This is a genomic window from Fischerella sp. JS2 (genome assembly GCF_032393985.1).
In the GTDB taxonomy this organism is placed as follows: Bacteria; Cyanobacteriota; Cyanobacteriia; order Cyanobacteriales; family Nostocaceae; genus Fischerella.
On record NZ_CP135918.1, the window covers coordinates 5,302,685 to 5,320,824 of the forward strand.

15 protein-coding genes are annotated in these 18,140 nt (G+C 42.8%); 6 read left to right on the top strand and 9 right to left on the bottom strand.

The features are described from left to right. Positions 1-188 precede the first annotated feature (188 nt). The 3 genes from RS893_RS22490 to RS893_RS22500 all read left to right on the top strand — a co-directional run bounded on the left by RS893_RS22490 (position 189) and on the right by RS893_RS22500 (position 2,034). Positions 189-353, top strand: coding sequence for a hypothetical protein (locus tag RS893_RS22490; protein WP_315787914.1), 165 nt, complete (start codon positions 189-191; stop codon positions 351-353). A 114-nt stretch (positions 354-467) separates the two neighbouring features. Further along, positions 468-1,757 (top strand): glucose-1-phosphate adenylyltransferase, encoded by a 1,290-nt coding sequence (locus RS893_RS22495; RefSeq protein ID WP_315787915.1) that lies wholly within the window; start codon positions 468-470, stop codon positions 1,755-1,757. A gap of 67 nt (positions 1,758-1,824) precedes the next feature. Then, positions 1,825-2,034, top strand: coding sequence for a hypothetical protein (locus RS893_RS22500; RefSeq protein WP_315787916.1), 210 nt, complete (start codon positions 1,825-1,827; stop codon positions 2,032-2,034). 109 nt (positions 2,035-2,143) lie between these two features. On the opposite strand, the gene RS893_RS22505 is transcribed toward RS893_RS22500, so the two are convergent. Together RS893_RS22505 and RS893_RS22510 are read right to left on the bottom strand one after the other, a co-directional pair. After that, the gene (locus RS893_RS22505) at positions 2,144-2,632 is read right to left on the bottom strand and encodes a hypothetical protein (RefSeq protein WP_315787917.1); all 489 of its coding nucleotides are present in this window, start codon (positions 2,630-2,632) and stop codon (positions 2,144-2,146) included. Positions 2,633-2,818: 186 nt separating this feature from the next. After that, positions 2,819-4,423 carry a PQQ-binding-like beta-propeller repeat protein gene (locus RS893_RS22510; protein ID WP_315787918.1) on the bottom strand — a complete coding sequence of 535 codons (1,605 nt, stop codon included), beginning with the start codon at positions 4,421-4,423 and terminating at the stop codon, positions 2,819-2,821. Positions 4,424-5,143: 720 nt separating this feature from the next. Between RS893_RS22510 and RS893_RS22515 the strand changes: the two genes are divergently transcribed. The 3 genes from RS893_RS22515 to RS893_RS22525 all read left to right on the top strand — a co-directional run bounded on the left by RS893_RS22515 (position 5,144) and on the right by RS893_RS22525 (position 8,930). Then, positions 5,144-6,547 (top strand): sensor histidine kinase, encoded by a 1,404-nt coding sequence (locus RS893_RS22515; RefSeq protein WP_315787919.1) that lies wholly within the window; start codon positions 5,144-5,146, stop codon positions 6,545-6,547. Next, a complete protein-coding gene (locus RS893_RS22520) occupies positions 6,462-8,576 on the top strand; it encodes a glycogen debranching N-terminal domain-containing protein (protein WP_315787920.1) in 2,115 nt (704 codons plus the stop codon). The genes RS893_RS22515 and RS893_RS22520 overlap by 86 nt, the downstream gene beginning before the upstream one ends. 177 nt (positions 8,577-8,753) lie before the next feature. Further along, positions 8,754-8,930: a hypothetical protein gene (locus tag RS893_RS22525; RefSeq protein WP_315787921.1), complete on the top strand. Its 177-nt coding sequence runs from the start codon at positions 8,754-8,756 to the stop codon at positions 8,928-8,930. Here RS893_RS22525 and RS893_RS22530 read toward each other — a convergent pair. The 7 genes from RS893_RS22530 to RS893_RS22560 all read right to left on the bottom strand — a co-directional run bounded on the left by RS893_RS22530 (position 8,924) and on the right by RS893_RS22560 (position 18,116). Then, a complete protein-coding gene (locus tag RS893_RS22530; RefSeq protein WP_315787922.1) occupies positions 8,924-10,048 on the bottom strand; it encodes a DUF2855 family protein in 1,125 nt (374 codons plus the stop codon). The genes RS893_RS22525 and RS893_RS22530 overlap by 7 nt on opposite strands. 130 nt (positions 10,049-10,178) lie before the next feature. Then, positions 10,179-10,541, bottom strand: coding sequence for a DUF3291 domain-containing protein (locus RS893_RS22535; protein ID WP_315787923.1), 363 nt, complete (start codon positions 10,539-10,541; stop codon positions 10,179-10,181). 52 nt (positions 10,542-10,593) lie between these two features. After that, positions 10,594-10,947 carry a hypothetical protein gene (locus RS893_RS22540; protein WP_315787924.1) on the bottom strand — a complete coding sequence of 118 codons (354 nt, stop codon included), beginning with the start codon at positions 10,945-10,947 and terminating at the stop codon, positions 10,594-10,596. Positions 10,948-11,103: 156 nt separating this feature from the next. After that, positions 11,104-12,951: an NAD(P)/FAD-dependent oxidoreductase gene (locus RS893_RS22545; RefSeq protein ID WP_315787925.1), complete on the bottom strand. Its 1,848-nt coding sequence runs from the start codon at positions 12,949-12,951 to the stop codon at positions 11,104-11,106. A gap of 149 nt (positions 12,952-13,100) precedes the next feature. After that, positions 13,101-14,846 (bottom strand): tryptophan halogenase, encoded by a 1,746-nt coding sequence (locus RS893_RS22550; protein WP_315787926.1) that lies wholly within the window; start codon positions 14,844-14,846, stop codon positions 13,101-13,103. Positions 14,847-14,908: 62 nt separating this feature from the next. After that, positions 14,909-15,448, bottom strand: a complete 540-nt coding sequence (locus tag RS893_RS22555) for a hypothetical protein (protein WP_315787927.1) — start codon at positions 15,446-15,448, stop codon at positions 14,909-14,911. A gap of 28 nt (positions 15,449-15,476) precedes the next feature. Continuing rightward, entirely contained in the window at positions 15,477-18,116 is a 2,640-nt protein-coding gene (locus RS893_RS22560) for an SDR family NAD(P)-dependent oxidoreductase (protein WP_315787928.1), read from the bottom strand. Positions 18,117-18,140: the final 24 nt, after the last annotated feature.

An 18,140-nucleotide genomic window follows, 5' to 3' on the forward strand; every position in this document is an offset into this window, starting at 1 on the left:
AGACCAGGCTCTTTTGTAAAGAAAAATTTAGAAAATTAAAACGAACATAAACAACAGTTACACTTTGACTAGTCTTTAGATTTTTTTAATATTTCATCGGATACACTCCTAATCTAAATTTTCGCGGGTATAAATACCCGCGAAATTCTATATCTTGTTCGCTTTGGTTACATTATCACAATCAATATATGTCTATTATTCCGGGTACATTTGTCAAACTCCCCAACGGCAGTGACGGTATTGTGATTCCTTCTTCCTGGTGGCAACCTGGTCGTGTATTGGTGAAGATGCGACGTGGTAAGAGACGATGGTTTAAGGTTGACGAATGTACTCTTATCCGCTCCAAAATTTAATTGTTTCATCTAGGGACAAACAAATTTTCACATCTAATAAATGGGGTTGAAGCAAGAACCCGTGAGACAACTGCGGGTTAAAACTCTTAATCAAAACCAACTTATGAGGTTGCCGTGAAAAAAGTACTTGCAATTATTCTTGGTGGCGGAGCTGGTACTCGACTCTATCCATTAACCAAGTTGCGTGCAAAGCCAGCTGTTCCCCTCGCAGGAAAATATCGACTGATTGATATCCCTGTTAGTAATTGTATTAATTCCCAAATTTATAAAATTTATGTGCTAACGCAATTTAATTCTGCATCCCTTAATCGTCATGTTTCACGGACTTATAATTTCTCTGGTTTTAATGAAGGATTTGTGGAAGTTTTAGCAGCACAGCAAACACCAAAAAGTTCTAATTGGTTCCAAGGCACAGCAGATGCAGTTCGTCAATATCTCTGGTTATTCAAAGAGTGGGAGATCAGTGAGTACTTGATTCTCTCTGGAGATCATCTGTATCGCATGGATTACAGCGAATTTATCCAGCGTCACCGGGAAACCAACGCAGATATCACACTTGGCGTTGTTCCTATGGATGAAAAGGGTGCATCTGCCTTTGGCTTAATGAAGATGGATTGGTCTGGTAAGATTCTCAACTTCAGTGAAAAGCCTAAAGGTGATGCATTACAGCAAATGCAGGTTGACACTACTGTGTTGGGTTTAACAGGTGAAGACGCAAAACAAAAGCCTTATATAGCTTCAATGGGGATTTACGTATTTAAGCCACAGGTGTTAGTAGATTTATTGGAGAAGTCCCCCGAACAAACTGATTTTGGTAAACAAATTATTCCAGCAGCAGCAACCACTCATAATATTCAGGCTTACTTATTTGATGGTTACTGGGAAGATATTGGCACAATTGAAGCATTTTACAATGCTAATCTTGCACTGACTCAGCACCCACAGCCACCCTTCAGTTTCTATGACGAAGAAGCACCCATTTATACCAGAGGGCGATCGCTTCCTCCCAGCAAACTCCTCAATTGTCAGGTGACTGATTCGCTTATTGGGGAAGGTTGCATTCTCAAGGATTGTCAGATTCAGCATTCAGTTTTGGGTATTCGGACACGAATTGAAGCAGGCTGTACAATTCAAGATACTCTGATTATGGGTGCAGATTACTATCAACCTTATGTAGAACGCCAAAGCAACCTTAATCTAGGAAGTATACCCATCGGTATTGGGTCAAATACTACCATCCGTGGTGCGATCATTGACAAAAATGCTCGTATTGGTCAGAACGTAAAACTGATTAACAAAGAACAGATTTCAGAGGCAAACAGAGAAGACCAAGGCTTTTATATTAATACTGGTATTATTGTCGTATTGAAAAATGCCATTATTCCAGACGGAACAATCATTTAGTTCACCTAGTTGTAACGATTGACTGATTTAACTCAAGTTTAAAAAACTAGTAAAAGTTACAGGCAAAATGGCGAAAAATTTAATCTTGGGTGCTAGGGTAATCGGTACTACCTTCAGTGTTCCTCTGACTAATAGAGTTGCGATCGCTCTTACTAATATCAGAGTTATTCTGCAAATAATCCTTGTCTTTTGTGAGTCCAGCCTCCAAAAAGGCGGTTTCCGTCACGTAGACGCGTTCGCACAGCGTGTCGCTTTGCGACTCAGCGGCTTAAGGTAAGGGTAGGGGGACAGGACGGCTTCAAGGTAGAGTACTCGGAGGGTGGTTCGTTTTTCCGTTACTACTGCTTAAGCCCTATTATTATTCAATCTACATTCAGGCGAATGCTTTAAGTATGAGCTGTTCCAAGAGACTGACACTCCTCTCCTGCATTATTACAAAGTGAAACTTGTTCAAAACCTTGAAAGCGATCGTCTCCAATCAAATTAATCACTTCCTCTACTCTGAAGACAAAAATTCCTTGTTGCTGAGTAACAGGGTTAAACTCTATAAACTTCTCAAAGACAGTTTTAAACTTGTTTTTACCGATTTTCTTCCACACTCCATGACCAGGACGACTACCTTCAAGGGAATATGAGCTTGATTCAATTAACGTTCCCCCCTTATTAAAAGTAGTGTAACCATAAAATATTGGCGGGTCTCCTATAGGATTTGGATCGACATCTACCCTTACACGCCAGGTTCCTATTATCTTTTTTTCGTCTAAATTATCCACCTGTAAGCTTTGACTGTTTGCCTTATTTTGAACCAACCATAAGGGTAAAAGAATAAGTGCAACAATAGTTCCTAATACAGTAATAATTTGTTTGTTGATCATAAATTATGTTGTTTTAGTAGCGCCAATAAGTGCTTTCACTGTACTTTCAGTTGTTGAAAATTAGATAGTAAATATGATTTTATAAAAGTATTATTAGTATCGTATAAACAATCTAATTATCAATACATTTAAGTTACTACAACTGAATATTTCTTTTGCCACAGAAATAAAAGAACGATAAAAGACCTACGGTAAGACTGTGAATGCGTAGAACTGATTATTCGACACGGTTGGGCCGTAGCGCTTGTAGCCAGATCCCCAGTACACCGAGCCATCAACCACTGCTGCACCTGCAACCACTGACCCTCCACTGTTAAATTTCCAGAGAATTTCGCCAGTCTTTGCGTCTAATGCATACATATTATTTACGCCTTGCTCTGCTACCATAGAGCCTGCATAAACCACTCCATTCGCTACTGTCATTGGAGCCTGAGCGCCCCCACCAGGTGAAATCGTTGGAGGCTGAGCGTCCTTATCGCCTGGATCTGCAATCTGCCAGATAATTTTGCCAGTTGCTGCATCGAGCGCACTCCATGATCCACCTGTAATAGTCTCACCTGAGGGCTGTAACGTGTGCTTCTGGGATAGGGAGTTTGAATTCGCAACATAAATTTGTTGGTCATCGGTGGCTGAACCCCACATAATTCCACCTATTGGGCCACCAGGGCCAATGATTTGACTCCAAACAACTTTGCCAGTATCCGGGTCAAGCGCCCAAAAGATACCACTCTTCTGCCCAGCGCCGACTAAGTCGTGTCGTTTTCCAGCATTCTTAACAGTAAATAGCATGGGTGCCTGACCAAAATCATAGTCCTCTCCCTTTGGGTCAGGGCAGTTTGTCGGATCAAAGCCTGGAAAGCAGGCCAGAGTGGACGCATCGTATCCCTGCAACTTATTTGACCATTTAATCGCACCAGTATAAAGATTGAGTGCCATGATCGCGTCAATATGATTATTTGGATCGAGACACTGCGACTGATCGCTGGGCGTTGAGAGATTAGCGATGCAATCTTTTACCGTCTGAGGTACATCGTAATTATTACCTGTTGCTATATATACCAAGTTACGTTTAGGGTCAATTGCTGGTGTGCTACCCCATACTGCTGCACCTGAGTAACCACCTGGTTGACCGCCGTTGTCTGGGACAGTGTAGGTCTTCCACAATATCCTACCAGTAGTCAAATTGACCGCCGTCATACTGCCACGAAAGATGCAGCACGGGTAATTTGGATCTGTGCTAGGTACTGTCTCCTCTAATGAGGAAACCCCAACGTATACATGGTTGCCATAAATAGCTGGCGACTGAGTGATGATGGCGTTTGGATGATCGTCCAGTTTTGTCTTCCAGATAAGCTCTCCAGTATTTTTGTTAATTGCCATCAGAAAGGCACCTTCTTGACTACCGATAATCACTTTGTTCCCTTTGATCGCTGGACTAGTGCGTGAGACCGCTTTTGGGATACTTGGGTCGCTGATGTAGCTAGCGATGCTGTTTGACCAAATCTGTGTACCCGTCTGTGCATCAATCTTGAACAAGTTGCCACCCCAATCAGGCAAGTATACCGCTCCATCTAAGACCGCCGGTGTCGCAGAAATGTCACCGCCCGTTGTAAAAACCCATTTAGGGGACAATTGTGCCACGTTCGCCGGACTGAGGTATTTCTCAGTTGCTTGATATCGCGTATTGTTTAGGTTCTGACCACCCAATCTCCACTCACTTTTTATATTGGCACCACTGCCAATTGTTGGCACAATCAGGAGCGATGCTACTGTAAAAATTATGACCGTCAATTTCCAGAATGAATATCTTTTAATCACTGTCATTACCTCTTATGATTGCTGAATAGCTATCAAAATTACCACTGTCAGCAAGCGAAACGCAGCATCAGGAAAACTGGCCTTTGCACCGCTTATTGTGTCACTGACATTAAATTACACTGGTTAAGAAATTCCAATGGCTGTAATTAGTGCCTCAGCTATCTCGTTGTTGCGTATGACAGGATCAACGAGTTTATTTGACATAATAATTTTCCTTTGATTTCTGAGGTAAGCCGATGTAAATCAAATTATCTTTGACCTAATAATACATATACAACCATATAGGCTAGCGTTAGAGCAAATCAAAGCAAAGCTAGCGTATTTAGACAAGTCGCTAAAGCCAGAGTTATACAAACGCAGCAAAGACCTCATTAAGTATTTTTTAAAAGCGGAGTAGAGATTGTGACCAACCCAGTAAAAGCGATTATGTCCTGAGAATATTTTTGCAGGCGGTGACGAAAGGAGGCTTCTCATGCGATCGCTTGCCCAACTTAAACAATCCGATGATATTGCTCATGTTGTGGCACTGCTGGTATCTGATAATGCTCATTGGGGACTGGTCAGAATATCCACGCTACAGGTGGAATTGTTTAGAACAAGAGTTAATTTATTATGAATAAAGTGATTGTTGGCTTCTCATCAAGCAAGATTTATCATCGGTAGCTATTTGCAAATACAGAAGGACACCTGGCTGTGCTGTGTAAAAACGATTTGCTAAAGCTGGAATTATTTCAAAAACTGCCCGAACATCGACTTGATTGGGTATGCGATCGCGCTCAAGAAATCGAACTAGAAACAGGTGAAATCCTGGTTCGGGAGGGAGAAGTTGGGCGGGGATTTTTTATTTTATCATCCGGTCGGGTCGGCATCACTCGCAACACCGAAGGAATTGCTATGCCCCTCGGCTTGCACGAGGCACCGGCGTTCTTTGGTGAAGTTCAAGTGCTAACCGACGAAATAGTTCCAGTCACGTTGCGTGCTTTAAGTCCTTGTCGGTTGCATTTACTTTCTGGAGATGATTTTCTCGAATTACTCCACGAGTGTCGCGACTTTGAGCGGATTGTGTTTCAAACAGTGCAACGGCGATTAGAAGGGCTAACATCGTTTATCCGTCAACGCGAAAAGATGGCAGCACTGGGTACTTTGTCTGCTGGTTTAGCACACGAACTAAACAATCCAGCAGCAGCAGTAGTGCGGACACTGCAAAATGTTGTTCCTGCCTTATTGGAACTACAACGGATGAACTTGGTCGCTGGACGAAACCAAATTGATGAAGAACATAGCCAGGAATGGTTTAAAGCGCGAGACGATGGCTACGACGCAATTATTCATGGGAGTGTTAATTTGATCACAATTGGCGATCGCGAAGAGCAACTTCTAGAATGGCTTGAAGACTACGGAGTTCAGGAGGCTTGGAAGCTTGCCGAACCACTAGCGGCTTCTGGGATTGAAATCGATACACTTGACAAATTGACCCAACGCTGGAGAAATGACCCAACCGAACTCCGAGATCTGGGACTACGTTGGCTAGCGCTTTCATTCGATGTCATGTCCATGATTACCAATGGATTAAAAGGGGCAAAGCGGATTTCTGAGTTAGTACAAGCAATGAAATCTTATTCCTACATGGATCAAGGCGCTGTGCAACTAGTTGATGTGCATGATGGATTGGAGGATACGCTGAAATTATTTGCTCATAAGCTCAAGCAGGGTATTAAAATTCGCCGCGCTTATAATTGCAATCTTCCTAAGATTCTGGCTTATGGCAGCGAACTCAATCAGGTGTGGACAAATTTAATTGATAACGCTATTGATGCTGGAGCCAGCATTATTGAAATTGCCACAGCTTGCAGTCATGACAAAATTCAAGTTCAAATTACTGACTCTGGTTCAGGTATTCCCAACGAAGTTCAATCTCGCATTTTCGAGCCGTTCTTTACCACAAAATCGGTTGGCAAAGGCACAGGTTTGGGATTGGAGACAGTGAGGCGGATCGTTGAAAACCGTCATCGTGGCAGCATCACCTTTACATCAAAACCTGGAGAGACTCGTTTTACCGTTTGCTTGCCTTTATCTGCTGATCAAGTTCATCGCTAACCATCATAATATGCAAATCACTATTGGCCCCCCATTTTTAACCATCAATCATGGTAGTACCTTCATGGTAACTGACCTGAATGGACAAATTGACCGCGAACAGTTTTTAGGTATTTTTACAGACGACACTCGTTTTTTGAGTTACTATTCCTGCTTGCTCGATGGTAGGCCTTGGATGCGTCTGCGCTCCACAACAACGACTTATTACGCAGCGCGGATTTATCTCACCAATCCAGAATTAACTACCGAAGCAGGGACAATTCCCCAAGGTGCGCTATCGCTAACCATTAGCCGTACAGTAGAAGGAGGTATCCATGAAGACCTCGATCTGACCAATTATAGCCTCCAGCCTGTTAGCTTTAATCTAGAAATTGCGCTTCGGTCAGACTTTGCCGATATTTATGAAGTTCAAATGGGCAAGTTTGTGCGTCGCGGTTGCATCGAAACCCGATGGGATAAAGACCGTAGCGAACTGCATACAACCTACAACAACAAAGATTTTCATCGCTGTTTAATCTATCAACTGCGGAACTACACATCTGAACCGTATTACGCCAATGGTCGTATCTGTTTTGAAGTCGTGCTACAACCAGGTGAAGCTTGGCATACTTGCGGTAACTTCATTCTCGTTGTCAATGACCGTGTTCGCAAACCTGTGCATATTTGTTATGACTCTGCGGTTGATACAGAAGTTAATTTAGAACTAGAACAATTGCATCGTCAGTGGGTGGAAACAGTCACCGAACTTACAGTAGCTAACGAGGAAGTTTACCGCGTATATAAACAATCTGTTTCTGACTTAGCTGCACTAAGACTTTACGACTATGATTTAGAACCTGATATTTGGATACCTGCTGCTGGCGTTCCTAAATTTGTCAGTATCTTCGGTCGTGACAGTTTAATTGTTAGTTTGCAGAGTACAATCGTTCATCCCGGTTTTGCTCGTGGTGCTTTGAAAAAACTGGCACAGTTGCAGGCAACGGTGGTGGATCATTGGCGTGATTCTCAACCAGGTAAAATTTTACACGAACTGCGTAAAGGTGAATTAGCCCATTTTCAAAAAATACCGTTTACGCCCTACTATGGAACTGCCGACGCCACAATTTTGTATCTGATTGTTCTCCATGAAACATGGAAATGGCTAGGAGACAACTCGCTGTTACAGGAGTATCGCGAAACAGCGTTGCGGTGTTTAGAATGGATTGATAACTATGGCGATTTAGATGGGGATGGGTTTCAAGAATACAAAACCCTTTCAAATATGGGTATTGAAAACCAGGGTTGGAAAGATTCAGGGGATGCAATTGTCTACCCTGATGGAAGCCAAGTCGAAGCCCCGAAAGCGTTGTGTGAACTCCAGGGCTATGTCTTCGATGCTTGGATGCGGATGGCAGAGGTATTTGATGCTTTAGGTGAAGGTGGTTATGCTAGCGAATTACGTACCAAAGCCGCAAAACTCCAAGCACGTTTTGAGGAAAACTTCTGGTGTGAAGATATTGGCTTTTATGCTTTGGCACTTGACCCACAAAAACAACCAGTGCGAACTATTACCTCAAATGCAGGTCACTGTCTGTGGAGTGGTATTGTTAGCCCCGAACGTGCAGCTAGTGTTGTCGAAAATTTACTTCAGCCAGATATGTTTACTGGTTTGGGCATTCGCACGTTGTCGGCAAAAAATCCAGCATTTAATCCTTATTCCTACCATCTTGGCTCAATCTGGCCTCATGATAATGGCATAATTGCTTTGGGGTTAAAACGCTACGGTTTTGCAGCAGAGGCAGCACGTGTGGCTCGCAGTATTTTTCAGGCTGCCAGCTATTTTGCTAGCTACCGCCTCCCAGAAGTATATTCTGGTATCGAAGAAAAACCTGGAGCTTTTCCAGTTCCCTACATTGAGGCTAACGTTCCCCAAGCATGGGCTGCTGGCTCGGTTTTTCACCTCTTACAGGCAATTGTTGGTCTTGCTGCTGATGCTCCTCATAACCGTCTTTACGTTGACCTTGCTTGCCACATTGGCTACCGGAACTGACACTCCGTCGTTTGGAAATTGGTAATGCCTGCATAGATTTGCGCTTCTGGTGCGAAGACGATTGCACTCACTGGGATGCTTCCGTTTCATCAGGTGAGATTGATGTTCAACAGCGACCTTGGCAACCATGGTAGCTAGAGACTTAGGAATATAAGGTAGCAGTGAATTATTAAATAATTGAAAAACTTAATTCTTGGCGTCTTGGTGAGTCCACTTGCCGTAGTGCGATCGCCCCAAAAAGCCCAGTTGTTTGACCAAAGTGTGGAAACACATTTGCTCGACCTTGAATGTCCAGAAACACTAGCTTCAGCGCTACATGGTGTAGACCGAGCGCTACTACTGACTGGCTATTGAACCGATCGCGTCCTTAGAGAAAGCACGTAACCTTGATTTGGTTGTGAGTGACCTGCAAGTATGTCTAAGTAAGTTCTCTCTACAAGCGCCTGACCTGTGCTATTAATTAGCACAATCCACTTGCTGATTGATAGCAAAAATTGTGACCATGACTGGTCAAAATATTCATAAAAAACATTGGCTCCCAATTGCTGTACTCGCTTGTGCATCTCCTCTGGGACAAAGAAAAACTTTGGATAGGGACCTGGAAGCTTATTATTAATTTCTAAACCGCTTTGAGGTGTGCGGTGAGTTGCACCCAGCAAACAGCTGTACTTCATGTTTTGAAAGTAATTATGGAGAGTTCTCAATAGATTTTTATCACCTGCTATATCCACATAAACCACCGATAAATTATTGGGAAGCAATTGGATCTGATCATAGGTAAGCACCTGGTTATAATATCCAAGATCCTTAACAAAGGGCAGATTTGCTGGTGAGGTAAGACCAATAATCTGACACTGAGAACTCTGCTTTCGAGATAAAAGAAACGTCAACGCGATCGCAGTCTTACTTGATGCACTGGAAATCAAAATTGCTTGCGCGCCGAAAAAGTTGTTTTCGCTTAAGAATTCGTCTAACACAAAAGCGCTCATGAACAGAGGCCAAAAAAGCGCCCAGTGATCTTCGTATTCAGGTATATAAAGGGGATTATGTTTTACCAATTGGTATTGATTGTACAACGTCGCAAACTTATTCCTGTGCGGCGAGGCATCAACAAAGCCTTCTTGGGATACTGCATCAGGTTGCAGTATAAGATGAGTTGACATAGGCACGAATCCAAAAACGCGATCGCCCTCTACCACATTGTCTTTTTTGGAACGAATCACCTCAGCAAAACCCCACGCTGGGATTCGTCCCCAAGCTTCGTCTGCAACAGGAAAAAAGTCCCAGTATCCTAGAGTCTCTCCTACCACAGCGTAAGAGATATTATTGGCGGTCAATGCAAACTTATCAACTTTTAAGAGTACTTGATCTAATTCCAGATCTGCTTCTATTCCGGCAGAAACAAATTTACATTGGCTTAGGTCTTTCCGGTATACGATGAAGTCCGTGCCACTTCCAATGGTTGTTAGCATTGGTATTTCCTATGGAGTCTTTGATAAATAAAGCCTTATAGAAATAGTTTGAGTATTTTCAGTGGAGAATTAAGTTTTGCTACTCAACTTAATTACTATTCCTATTTAAGTACAATAGCGTTTTCTGGCGCTATCCCGCAACATGCCCAAATTTTTGCATTCTTCCTGTTTCCCGCATCCGTTTTTCTACGATTTGCCAATCTGGAAGTTGTGTACTTTCTTGATACCAATTTACCAGGCCTGCTTCGCTGCTCCACTTAACTAGTTTTGGCATGACTTGTCGATGTACTCCTTGATTACGATAGGCTTTCATTGATGCTTCATCTCGCCAGAGACTTAGCGTCCAAAATTCGCCATCTATCCACCGATATCGAGTATTGAGCTTGCCAGAGGCGCGTTCAACTTGAAGCATAGCCTGTATAACATAGAAGATCAGCAGTGGGATATAAAGAGGTGATTTCAGTCGCATATATGTAGAAGATACAAACACCATCTTTACTCTCTCCTTTCTGTTAGTATAGAAAAATTGTGTAACAAAAATCTTTTTAGAAATACTGATAGCAAGTTTTTAGTGCAGGCTGACCATTTACTAAAGCTAAGTACAAATAGCATCGACCAACTTCTGAATTCCAACAAAAAATTGGAATACCGGGACTAGTTACATCTTCTGTAACTACCTCTGATAAATCTCGAAAAGTAGCTTTTTTAAAGAAATTTGCTGCCGAAAGTGCATCTGCAAGAATAAACAATAAGCCTATTTCACTTAAATCTCTACTTTCGAGTGAAATGCTATTTCCAGACAGTAGTTCTTTCAGTTCTGACTCTGAAATACTCAATCCCAACAGATGGATTCCCTTTTGAATTTTGTAGCAGTCTAAAGTTTGAGATAATCTGGACATATTGTTGCTTTACCAAGAAGTTCCATCAGGATAGTGAGCCAACTGAAATTCTAAGGGTGTGCAACTTTGAGAAAAAACATCGCAACTCTTATTTAAAAAACTTTTGTTTAGGTTTGTGGCGATCACTGAAGCGATCGCTACAAACAGTTATGTCATTTAACTAGATACTGCAACTTCTTGAACTTTTGATGCATTTATACCGTTTAGTTGTTGCTCGCTAGAGTTTTGAATTTTAACTTTGAGAGCAGTTATATCCTGTGTCCAAGGCTGGAGTTCAGGTCGATATTGGTAGCTTTTAAACTCTTGGTGCATTTTTGCTACCTGGCTATTAGTCGGTACACCTCTGTTCTGGAGCCAGTAACTGAGTGCGCCGAAACCAGACTTTACTGATGAGGACAGTAAGCTGAAGACATTGTAGAGATTTCGTGAAGCCAATACACCCACAAGCCCAAAGCCTTTCCACTGGAACATTATGTACCAAATGGCAAGGTAAAAGTAGGCATATGTCCCACTGACAAAAATGTTATGGCGCTTCGGTTCAAGCTTAGCGTTTTCTAGATAATTGCCAAAGTGTTGAATTGTAGAGTAGTGTCCAAGCAATTGATCAGCTCGGTAGGCATCCATTAACCCTATATTTGCACCGCGATCAACTAGCTGGCTAAACTGCTCATACACATCAGCAATCACTCTCTTAGCAGCACCAGAACCCTGCAAGTATGCACAAATATACTGCGGATCTAAGAACCATTTACCTACATACATAGGTAAAATTAACCCGAAGAACCACATATACTCAAAGTAAATGCGCCAACTCATGATGCTTGCATGGCCCAGATGCTTAGCGTGATTTTTCATGGTGTAGTTAACCGCACCTGTGTAAGCAACATTGAAGCTGTTATAGATAGCGCGCTTTTCTTCTGCATCAGGTTCGCCAGCCAGCTTAGCACGGATGATTTCTGTGACACTTTCAATCTCAAACGAAATCATCGTTGTCCCTAAAGAATAGAAGGCATCAAAAATACAAGCTGCATCACCAAGCACATACCAATTATCTGGAGAGAACATAACCTTGCTCTTGTGGGCAAGTCTTGGTAAGTAGTGAAAGTCAACATTTTCACCACTGCTAAGCAAGTTATACAAGTTAACGTGATTTGCCTTTAGGAAGGTATAGAACTTTTCCTGAGTATTAATGTCAGAAGCCGGAATCACATCATGATGGTGGACAACACCAATTGATATTTCCTGAGTATCCTTATCTGTAGGAATCATCCACAGCCAATGACCATGACCAAACCAGTGATTGGTGGCATAGTAATGACTGCAAGTTGCACCGTAGGGGTCATAACCATTGTGGAAAATAGTCCGATCCACATGTTTTACACGTAGCCAAGCTGAACCACTGTGTACTCCAAAAAGGTTTTCTGGGCCGAATAAGAGGTTGTCTGTCTTGTGTCCAATAATAAACTTGCGACCTGAGCCATCAATGACATGTTTAGCTTTGAGTTCTATATCTTCGTTGCCCAGCTTGACCTTGACTGTTTTGAGGGCATCCCCTGGAGTCAAATCTACATCAACCACACGACCGTTGTAGAAGGTAGCACCCATTTCTTTGTTCATTCTCAGTAAGTCCCGCTCAAATTTAGCGCGGTTCATTTGAAAAGTTTGAATGGGTGAGCGTCGATTAGACCAAACGTGATAGTGATCGTCAGTTGTCTCTGTTTTCGCTGGGTCTTTAGCCCAGTGAAAGTTCAACCCAGATTTGGGAGGATGATTTTCGATCAAGTACTCATGGAGTCCCAATTCTTTAGATACAAACAAGGTGGCAATTTCCACCATTGATTCACCAAGTTTGAGGTCTTTGTCTGTGCGCTCCTCTGGACGAGGGTCAACCAGAGCAATTCGGATATTGGGGATTTTTAGCAAGAGGTGTCGAGCTTGACAGACTCCTACAAAGCCTGCACCCATAATGACGACATCATATTCTTGCTGTTGAATAGTATGCATTGACAACTCCATTTTGAATTTTGAATTTGTTAACAATCAGTTTGCAAATCAAGTCAGACCCCCACAGCAATTATGCCCACAACGAAGGAATGACAATTTAACTCCTCCTACACCCCTAGACCCTTCACCCCCACACCTATTTTCAAGTCTCACCTTGGCTGCAATTGTGCTTGATATCGGTAGTTTTTAAACTCCTGCCGCATCTGCACCACCTCACTATTAGTAGGTATATGTTTCATATGTTGCCAGTAAGCTCTCTCCCTTGCAGTAGCATCTAATACTCCCTTCCACAAACTGAAGAAGTTGTAGAGATGGCGTGGAGCCAGTACGCCCAAAAGACCAAAGCCTTTCCACTGAAAAAGGATGTACCAAATAGCAGTATAAAAGTAAGTATGTTTTAAGCTGGCAAAAACATTGCAATGCTTGGGTTCAAATTTTGCGTTCTCCAAGTAGTCGTCCTGAGGCTTAACAGGAGTATAATCTCCAAACAATTGATCGGCTCGGTAGATATCCATTAAGCCGATATTTGCACCCTGCTCTACTAACTTGTTAAACTGCTCGTACACCTCAGAAATTACTCTTTGTACACTAGGAACTTGGCTGAGATACGTGCGAATATACTCCGGGTCTAAAAACCATTTGCCTACATAAATTGGTAAAGTCAACCCAAAAAGCCACATATGCTCCAAGTAGATGCGCCAACTCATAATGCTGGCGTGTCCAAGTTGTTGGGCACGATGTTTCATCTGATAGTTGACTTGATGTGCATAGGCAATGCAGAAGTCATTATAAGTGGAGCGCTTCTCCTCAGCATTAGACTCGTCAGCAAGTTTGGCGCGGATGATTTCTGTGATACTTTCGATGCTGAATGAAATCATTGTTGTTCCTGAAGCATAGAAAATATCAAAACAGCAAGCTGCATCACCAAGCACATACCAGTTGTCTGGCGAGAACATAACCTTACTGGTGTAAGTAATGTTTGGCAAATAGTGAAAGTCTACATTCTCACCACTGCTGAGTAACTTATATAAATTGGTATGATTTGCCTTGAGAAAAGCATAGAACTTTTCCTGAGTATTAATATCAGAAGCAGGAATCACATCATGGTGGTGAATGACACCTATGGATATTTCTTGAGTGTACTTGTCTGTGGGAATCATCCACAGCCAGTGACCATAACCAAACCAATGATTAGTGGCATAGTAATGGCTGCAAGTTGCACTATACGGGTCGTAACCATTGTGAAAAATGTTACGGTCTACATTTTTGACATGTACCCATGCTGATCCAACGTTGACTCCATCCAGATTTTCCGGTTTAAACAGGAGGTTATGTGTTTTTTGCCCGACAAGAAATTTGCGACCTGCACTATCAATGATATGTTTAGCTTTCAGTTCGATGTTCTTGTTGTCTAGCTGCACCTTAACTGTTTTGAGGGCATTACCTGGGGTTAAATCTAGATCAACCACACGACCTTTAAAAAAGTCAGCGCCCATCTGTTGATTCATGTGTAGCAAGTCTTGCTCAAATCTAGCGCTGTTGATTTGAGTAGAATCAAGTTCAGGTTGTCGATTGCACCAAATGTGATAGTAGTCATCGGCAATTGCTGTTTGAGTTGGGTCTTTCGGCCAGTGGAAATTTGAGCCGACTCTGGGTAGATGATTTTCAACCACATAATCATAAAGACCCAGTTCTTTACAAACAAAAAGTGTGCCAATTTCAATCATTGACTCGCCAGGTTTGAAGTCTGCTTCTAAATCTTCTTGCAGACGAGGATCAATAAGGGCTACTCGAATATCTGGAATCTTGAGTAACAGGTGTCGGACTTGGCAGTTACCAGCAAATCCTGTACCTAGTACTACAACGTCATATTCTGGTAATTGAGTGCTGTGCATTCACAACTGTCTCCGTGTTAATTTTTGCGTTTGACCATAACTTTGTAATAGGAACTTATAAGCTAAGTATTTTGTACAACCAGCGCTACCATTCTTTGAGAACCCCGAGTTAGCCGAATTGGAAAGGTAAGAACTTGAAACTTACCCCCGGAAAATACCTCCTGAAACAGAACACAATCTTCCTTAGTTTGAGTAATCACCAAGTCGATATCTAAAGCATTGGTTGCCTTACGCACAGCCTCTACTGCTGCCCAAATACGGATACCAGCTTGGTCTAACGAGTCGTTAATACGTAACAACTGTTGCATTAATGGTTCCCGAGCAGAGCTTAACAAAGCAATCCATTCTTGCTGTGTTCTGCGTATGATTGGAGCAATATCGCAACCTTGAAGCCCATAACCAGCAACACACATGCAGACATAGTCATCATGAGAGAGAGACACATTGATAGCTTTTTCTTCTAACCCTTCAAGCACAGGTTTACCTGAATCCAGCCATTTAATTTGAATCTGTGGCAGACCTGGAGCTTGCAGAGGTATTGATGTATGGTCAATGTTGTGATCCTTAATTTCTACGGAAGTTGATAGCGATGTATTCACCATTTAACACTCCTAATCAGAGGTGATGCCATTATTGATTGGTATTAAGCAGCTTTGCGATCGCTCTTGAGAATACTGGGAGTTCTCGCTGATGACGTTCTGCTCTTGATAGCTCATGTAAGCCTGGAAGATAGACTAGAGACACTTCCGGTACAGTTACCTGGAACTGCTCAGCCCAATGAGCCAACTGAGTACACAACATTTGTTCATCTCGTTGGCTCGGCTGTGCTAGTTCTTCAGCCGTGGGATGGTCTTCGCGATGCTCTAAAATTCTTAATTGATAACCTTCAAGCCTTTCTATAATTTGCCCATCCTGAGCAAAGGCAAAGACGGTACTACGATATTGTTGACCATCCCGCTCCTCAAGGGTGGCAACTCCCATACATTTGCTGGCAACATTTTTATTTAGTTGATAAAGTTCGATACTATCAATGCCAGTGGGAAGACTAATGTCTTGTGGAATAATCAGCTGTACAACCTGAAGCAAGGAATCTCGGAAAAACGGATCTCCAAGTAGTAAAGGAGATGAAATTTCGCCAGCAAAGCTGTCCTTACCCGTAGAAGAGGATGCACGTATTTCTGTGCTGAAAACACACTCCTTAGCATTAAGGGTGTAAATCTGCTGTAGGCGTTGAAAGCGAGAACCCTGAAATAGCAACCAACTGTAAAGATCCTGCTGGGGTTGAATATCTAACGGAGTCTTTGGGAGTTCGACACTAACTTTGGGCAAATCGCTATCGATGTTCAAGACAAAGGTTGCTGAGAAATGATCTACAGCAAAGCCTGTCTGTTCTGTTCTAATGCCTGCGCGCACTCTCTGTTTAGCACCAGCAGACCAATCTTCAATCACCTCTGCATGAATTTCGATGTCTACACCTGCTACAGAGTCTACTACAATGGGTCGTTCAAGGCGAATATTTTCTATACGCAACGCTTGGAAGTGAGATTGACCTGTAGCATAGGCAATAACCTGAGCCATAGCTTCTAGACCAAATACCGTTGGAAACAGGTACGAGCCTTTATAAATGTGATCCCTGATGTATAAGTCTTTACCTATATCCAGATGAACTCGAGAAATCACTTCTACTCCAGGTTCTATATAGATTATCTGCTCTAAAAATCTTGAGGCATCTGGGATTGGTGGCAGCTTTGGCAACCATGTATCAAATCTTGCTCTACCTGCAACCACAACTTGGCGATCGCCAGGATCGTTCAGCATCAAATTGAGAAATCTACGCACTCCTTCGTCTTTGGATATGGGGTAGAGTCCAAGCTTGACTAGAGCCGGAATACTACCCATGCGTACTGCCATGCCAACCTCTTCCCAGCCAGTAAAGGCAATGGTAAGAACGGATGTTTCTGGATGTTCTAGCTGAAAGCGGCGCAAAATGAGGTCTAGCGCTTCATTTGAAAAAGCATACCAAGCATTGCCCGGCACACCTATGATGCCGATGATCGATCCAAAGCCCACAAATAGTTTTGGTGGCTCGTCTTGCAACGCATTGCAGAGATTCAGAACTCCAAGGACTTTAGGTGCAACTTCTGCACTTACTGTCTGTACAGAAACCTGCTCTACTCTTCTTGCCTTATTAAGTCCAGCGCCGTGGATTACCCCTGTAATTTTGCCTATCTCTTGGCGTACTTGGTGAATCAAAGCGATCGCTGCTTCGGCATTGGTAATATCACATTGATAGTATTGACAAGTTAATCCTGCCTTTGTGAAGCTTTCCAGTGTGTTAGCAATTTCGTCATTTTTGCCTTGCGGGTGGGGTGAACTACCAACTAGGGCCATACGCACACCCGTCGCTTGGGCAAAAGCAAAGGCACAGGTAGCGGTAATACCTTTAGCACCACCTGTAACTAAAACAACATCCTCTGCTGACCAGGAAATGGGTCTTTTTTGATATGTTGCTGGATGTTGTAGAATTGGTCGGGGAACACGTCGAGTTAGTTGAGAATCATAGCCCACTGCACTATAAGTCTCAGATGTGGAAAGTTCATAGCTTATGCGTTCTATTAGCGAAGCAGGATTAACATCTGGAGAAAAATCAATCACTCTGACTTGCAAATCGGGTCGCTCAAAATGGATACTAGCTGCAAAGGCCCTTGTACAGCACTGTTCGATATTGGCGATTTGTGGTTGCTTGCCGAAGTATCCTCCACCAAACTGAATTAAAGCCAAGGTTGTGGGTCGGTGCGGTTTGCTAGAGACAGGTGTAAGTGTTGCTACAGTGTGTAAGCGCCTAATTATTTCTTGCAAACGAACGTCTGCTGACAACCCTTCGCTCGGTAGTTGAGGAAGAAAAGCAATAAAATCGGAGAAATCAACACTGTTTGTCAGCGCCTGCTCATTGGCTTCCGCAAAAGATTTAATCTGAACCTGTGCGCCTTGAGTTTGCAGTTCTTTTTGCACTGCTTCTGCCACTGTTACTTGCTCCGGAGTACATAGAAGCAGCACGTTTGCAGTTTTCCAGTGCTTTTGTTGACCTGCAATGAGAGTTACTTGAGCTTCCTCCACATACTGAATAACAAAGTTGCGTCCCCAAGACTTTTCCCCAAAGCTTGTCAAGGTTGAGGGTTTAGGCGCATCCTTAGGGGTTTTGGGCAGATTCGACTGTGAATGCTCTGGGAAATTTAAAAGCTGCTGCAAGGCATTGGCAATCTCTGTCAATGTGGCATTAGCAAATTGTGGCGT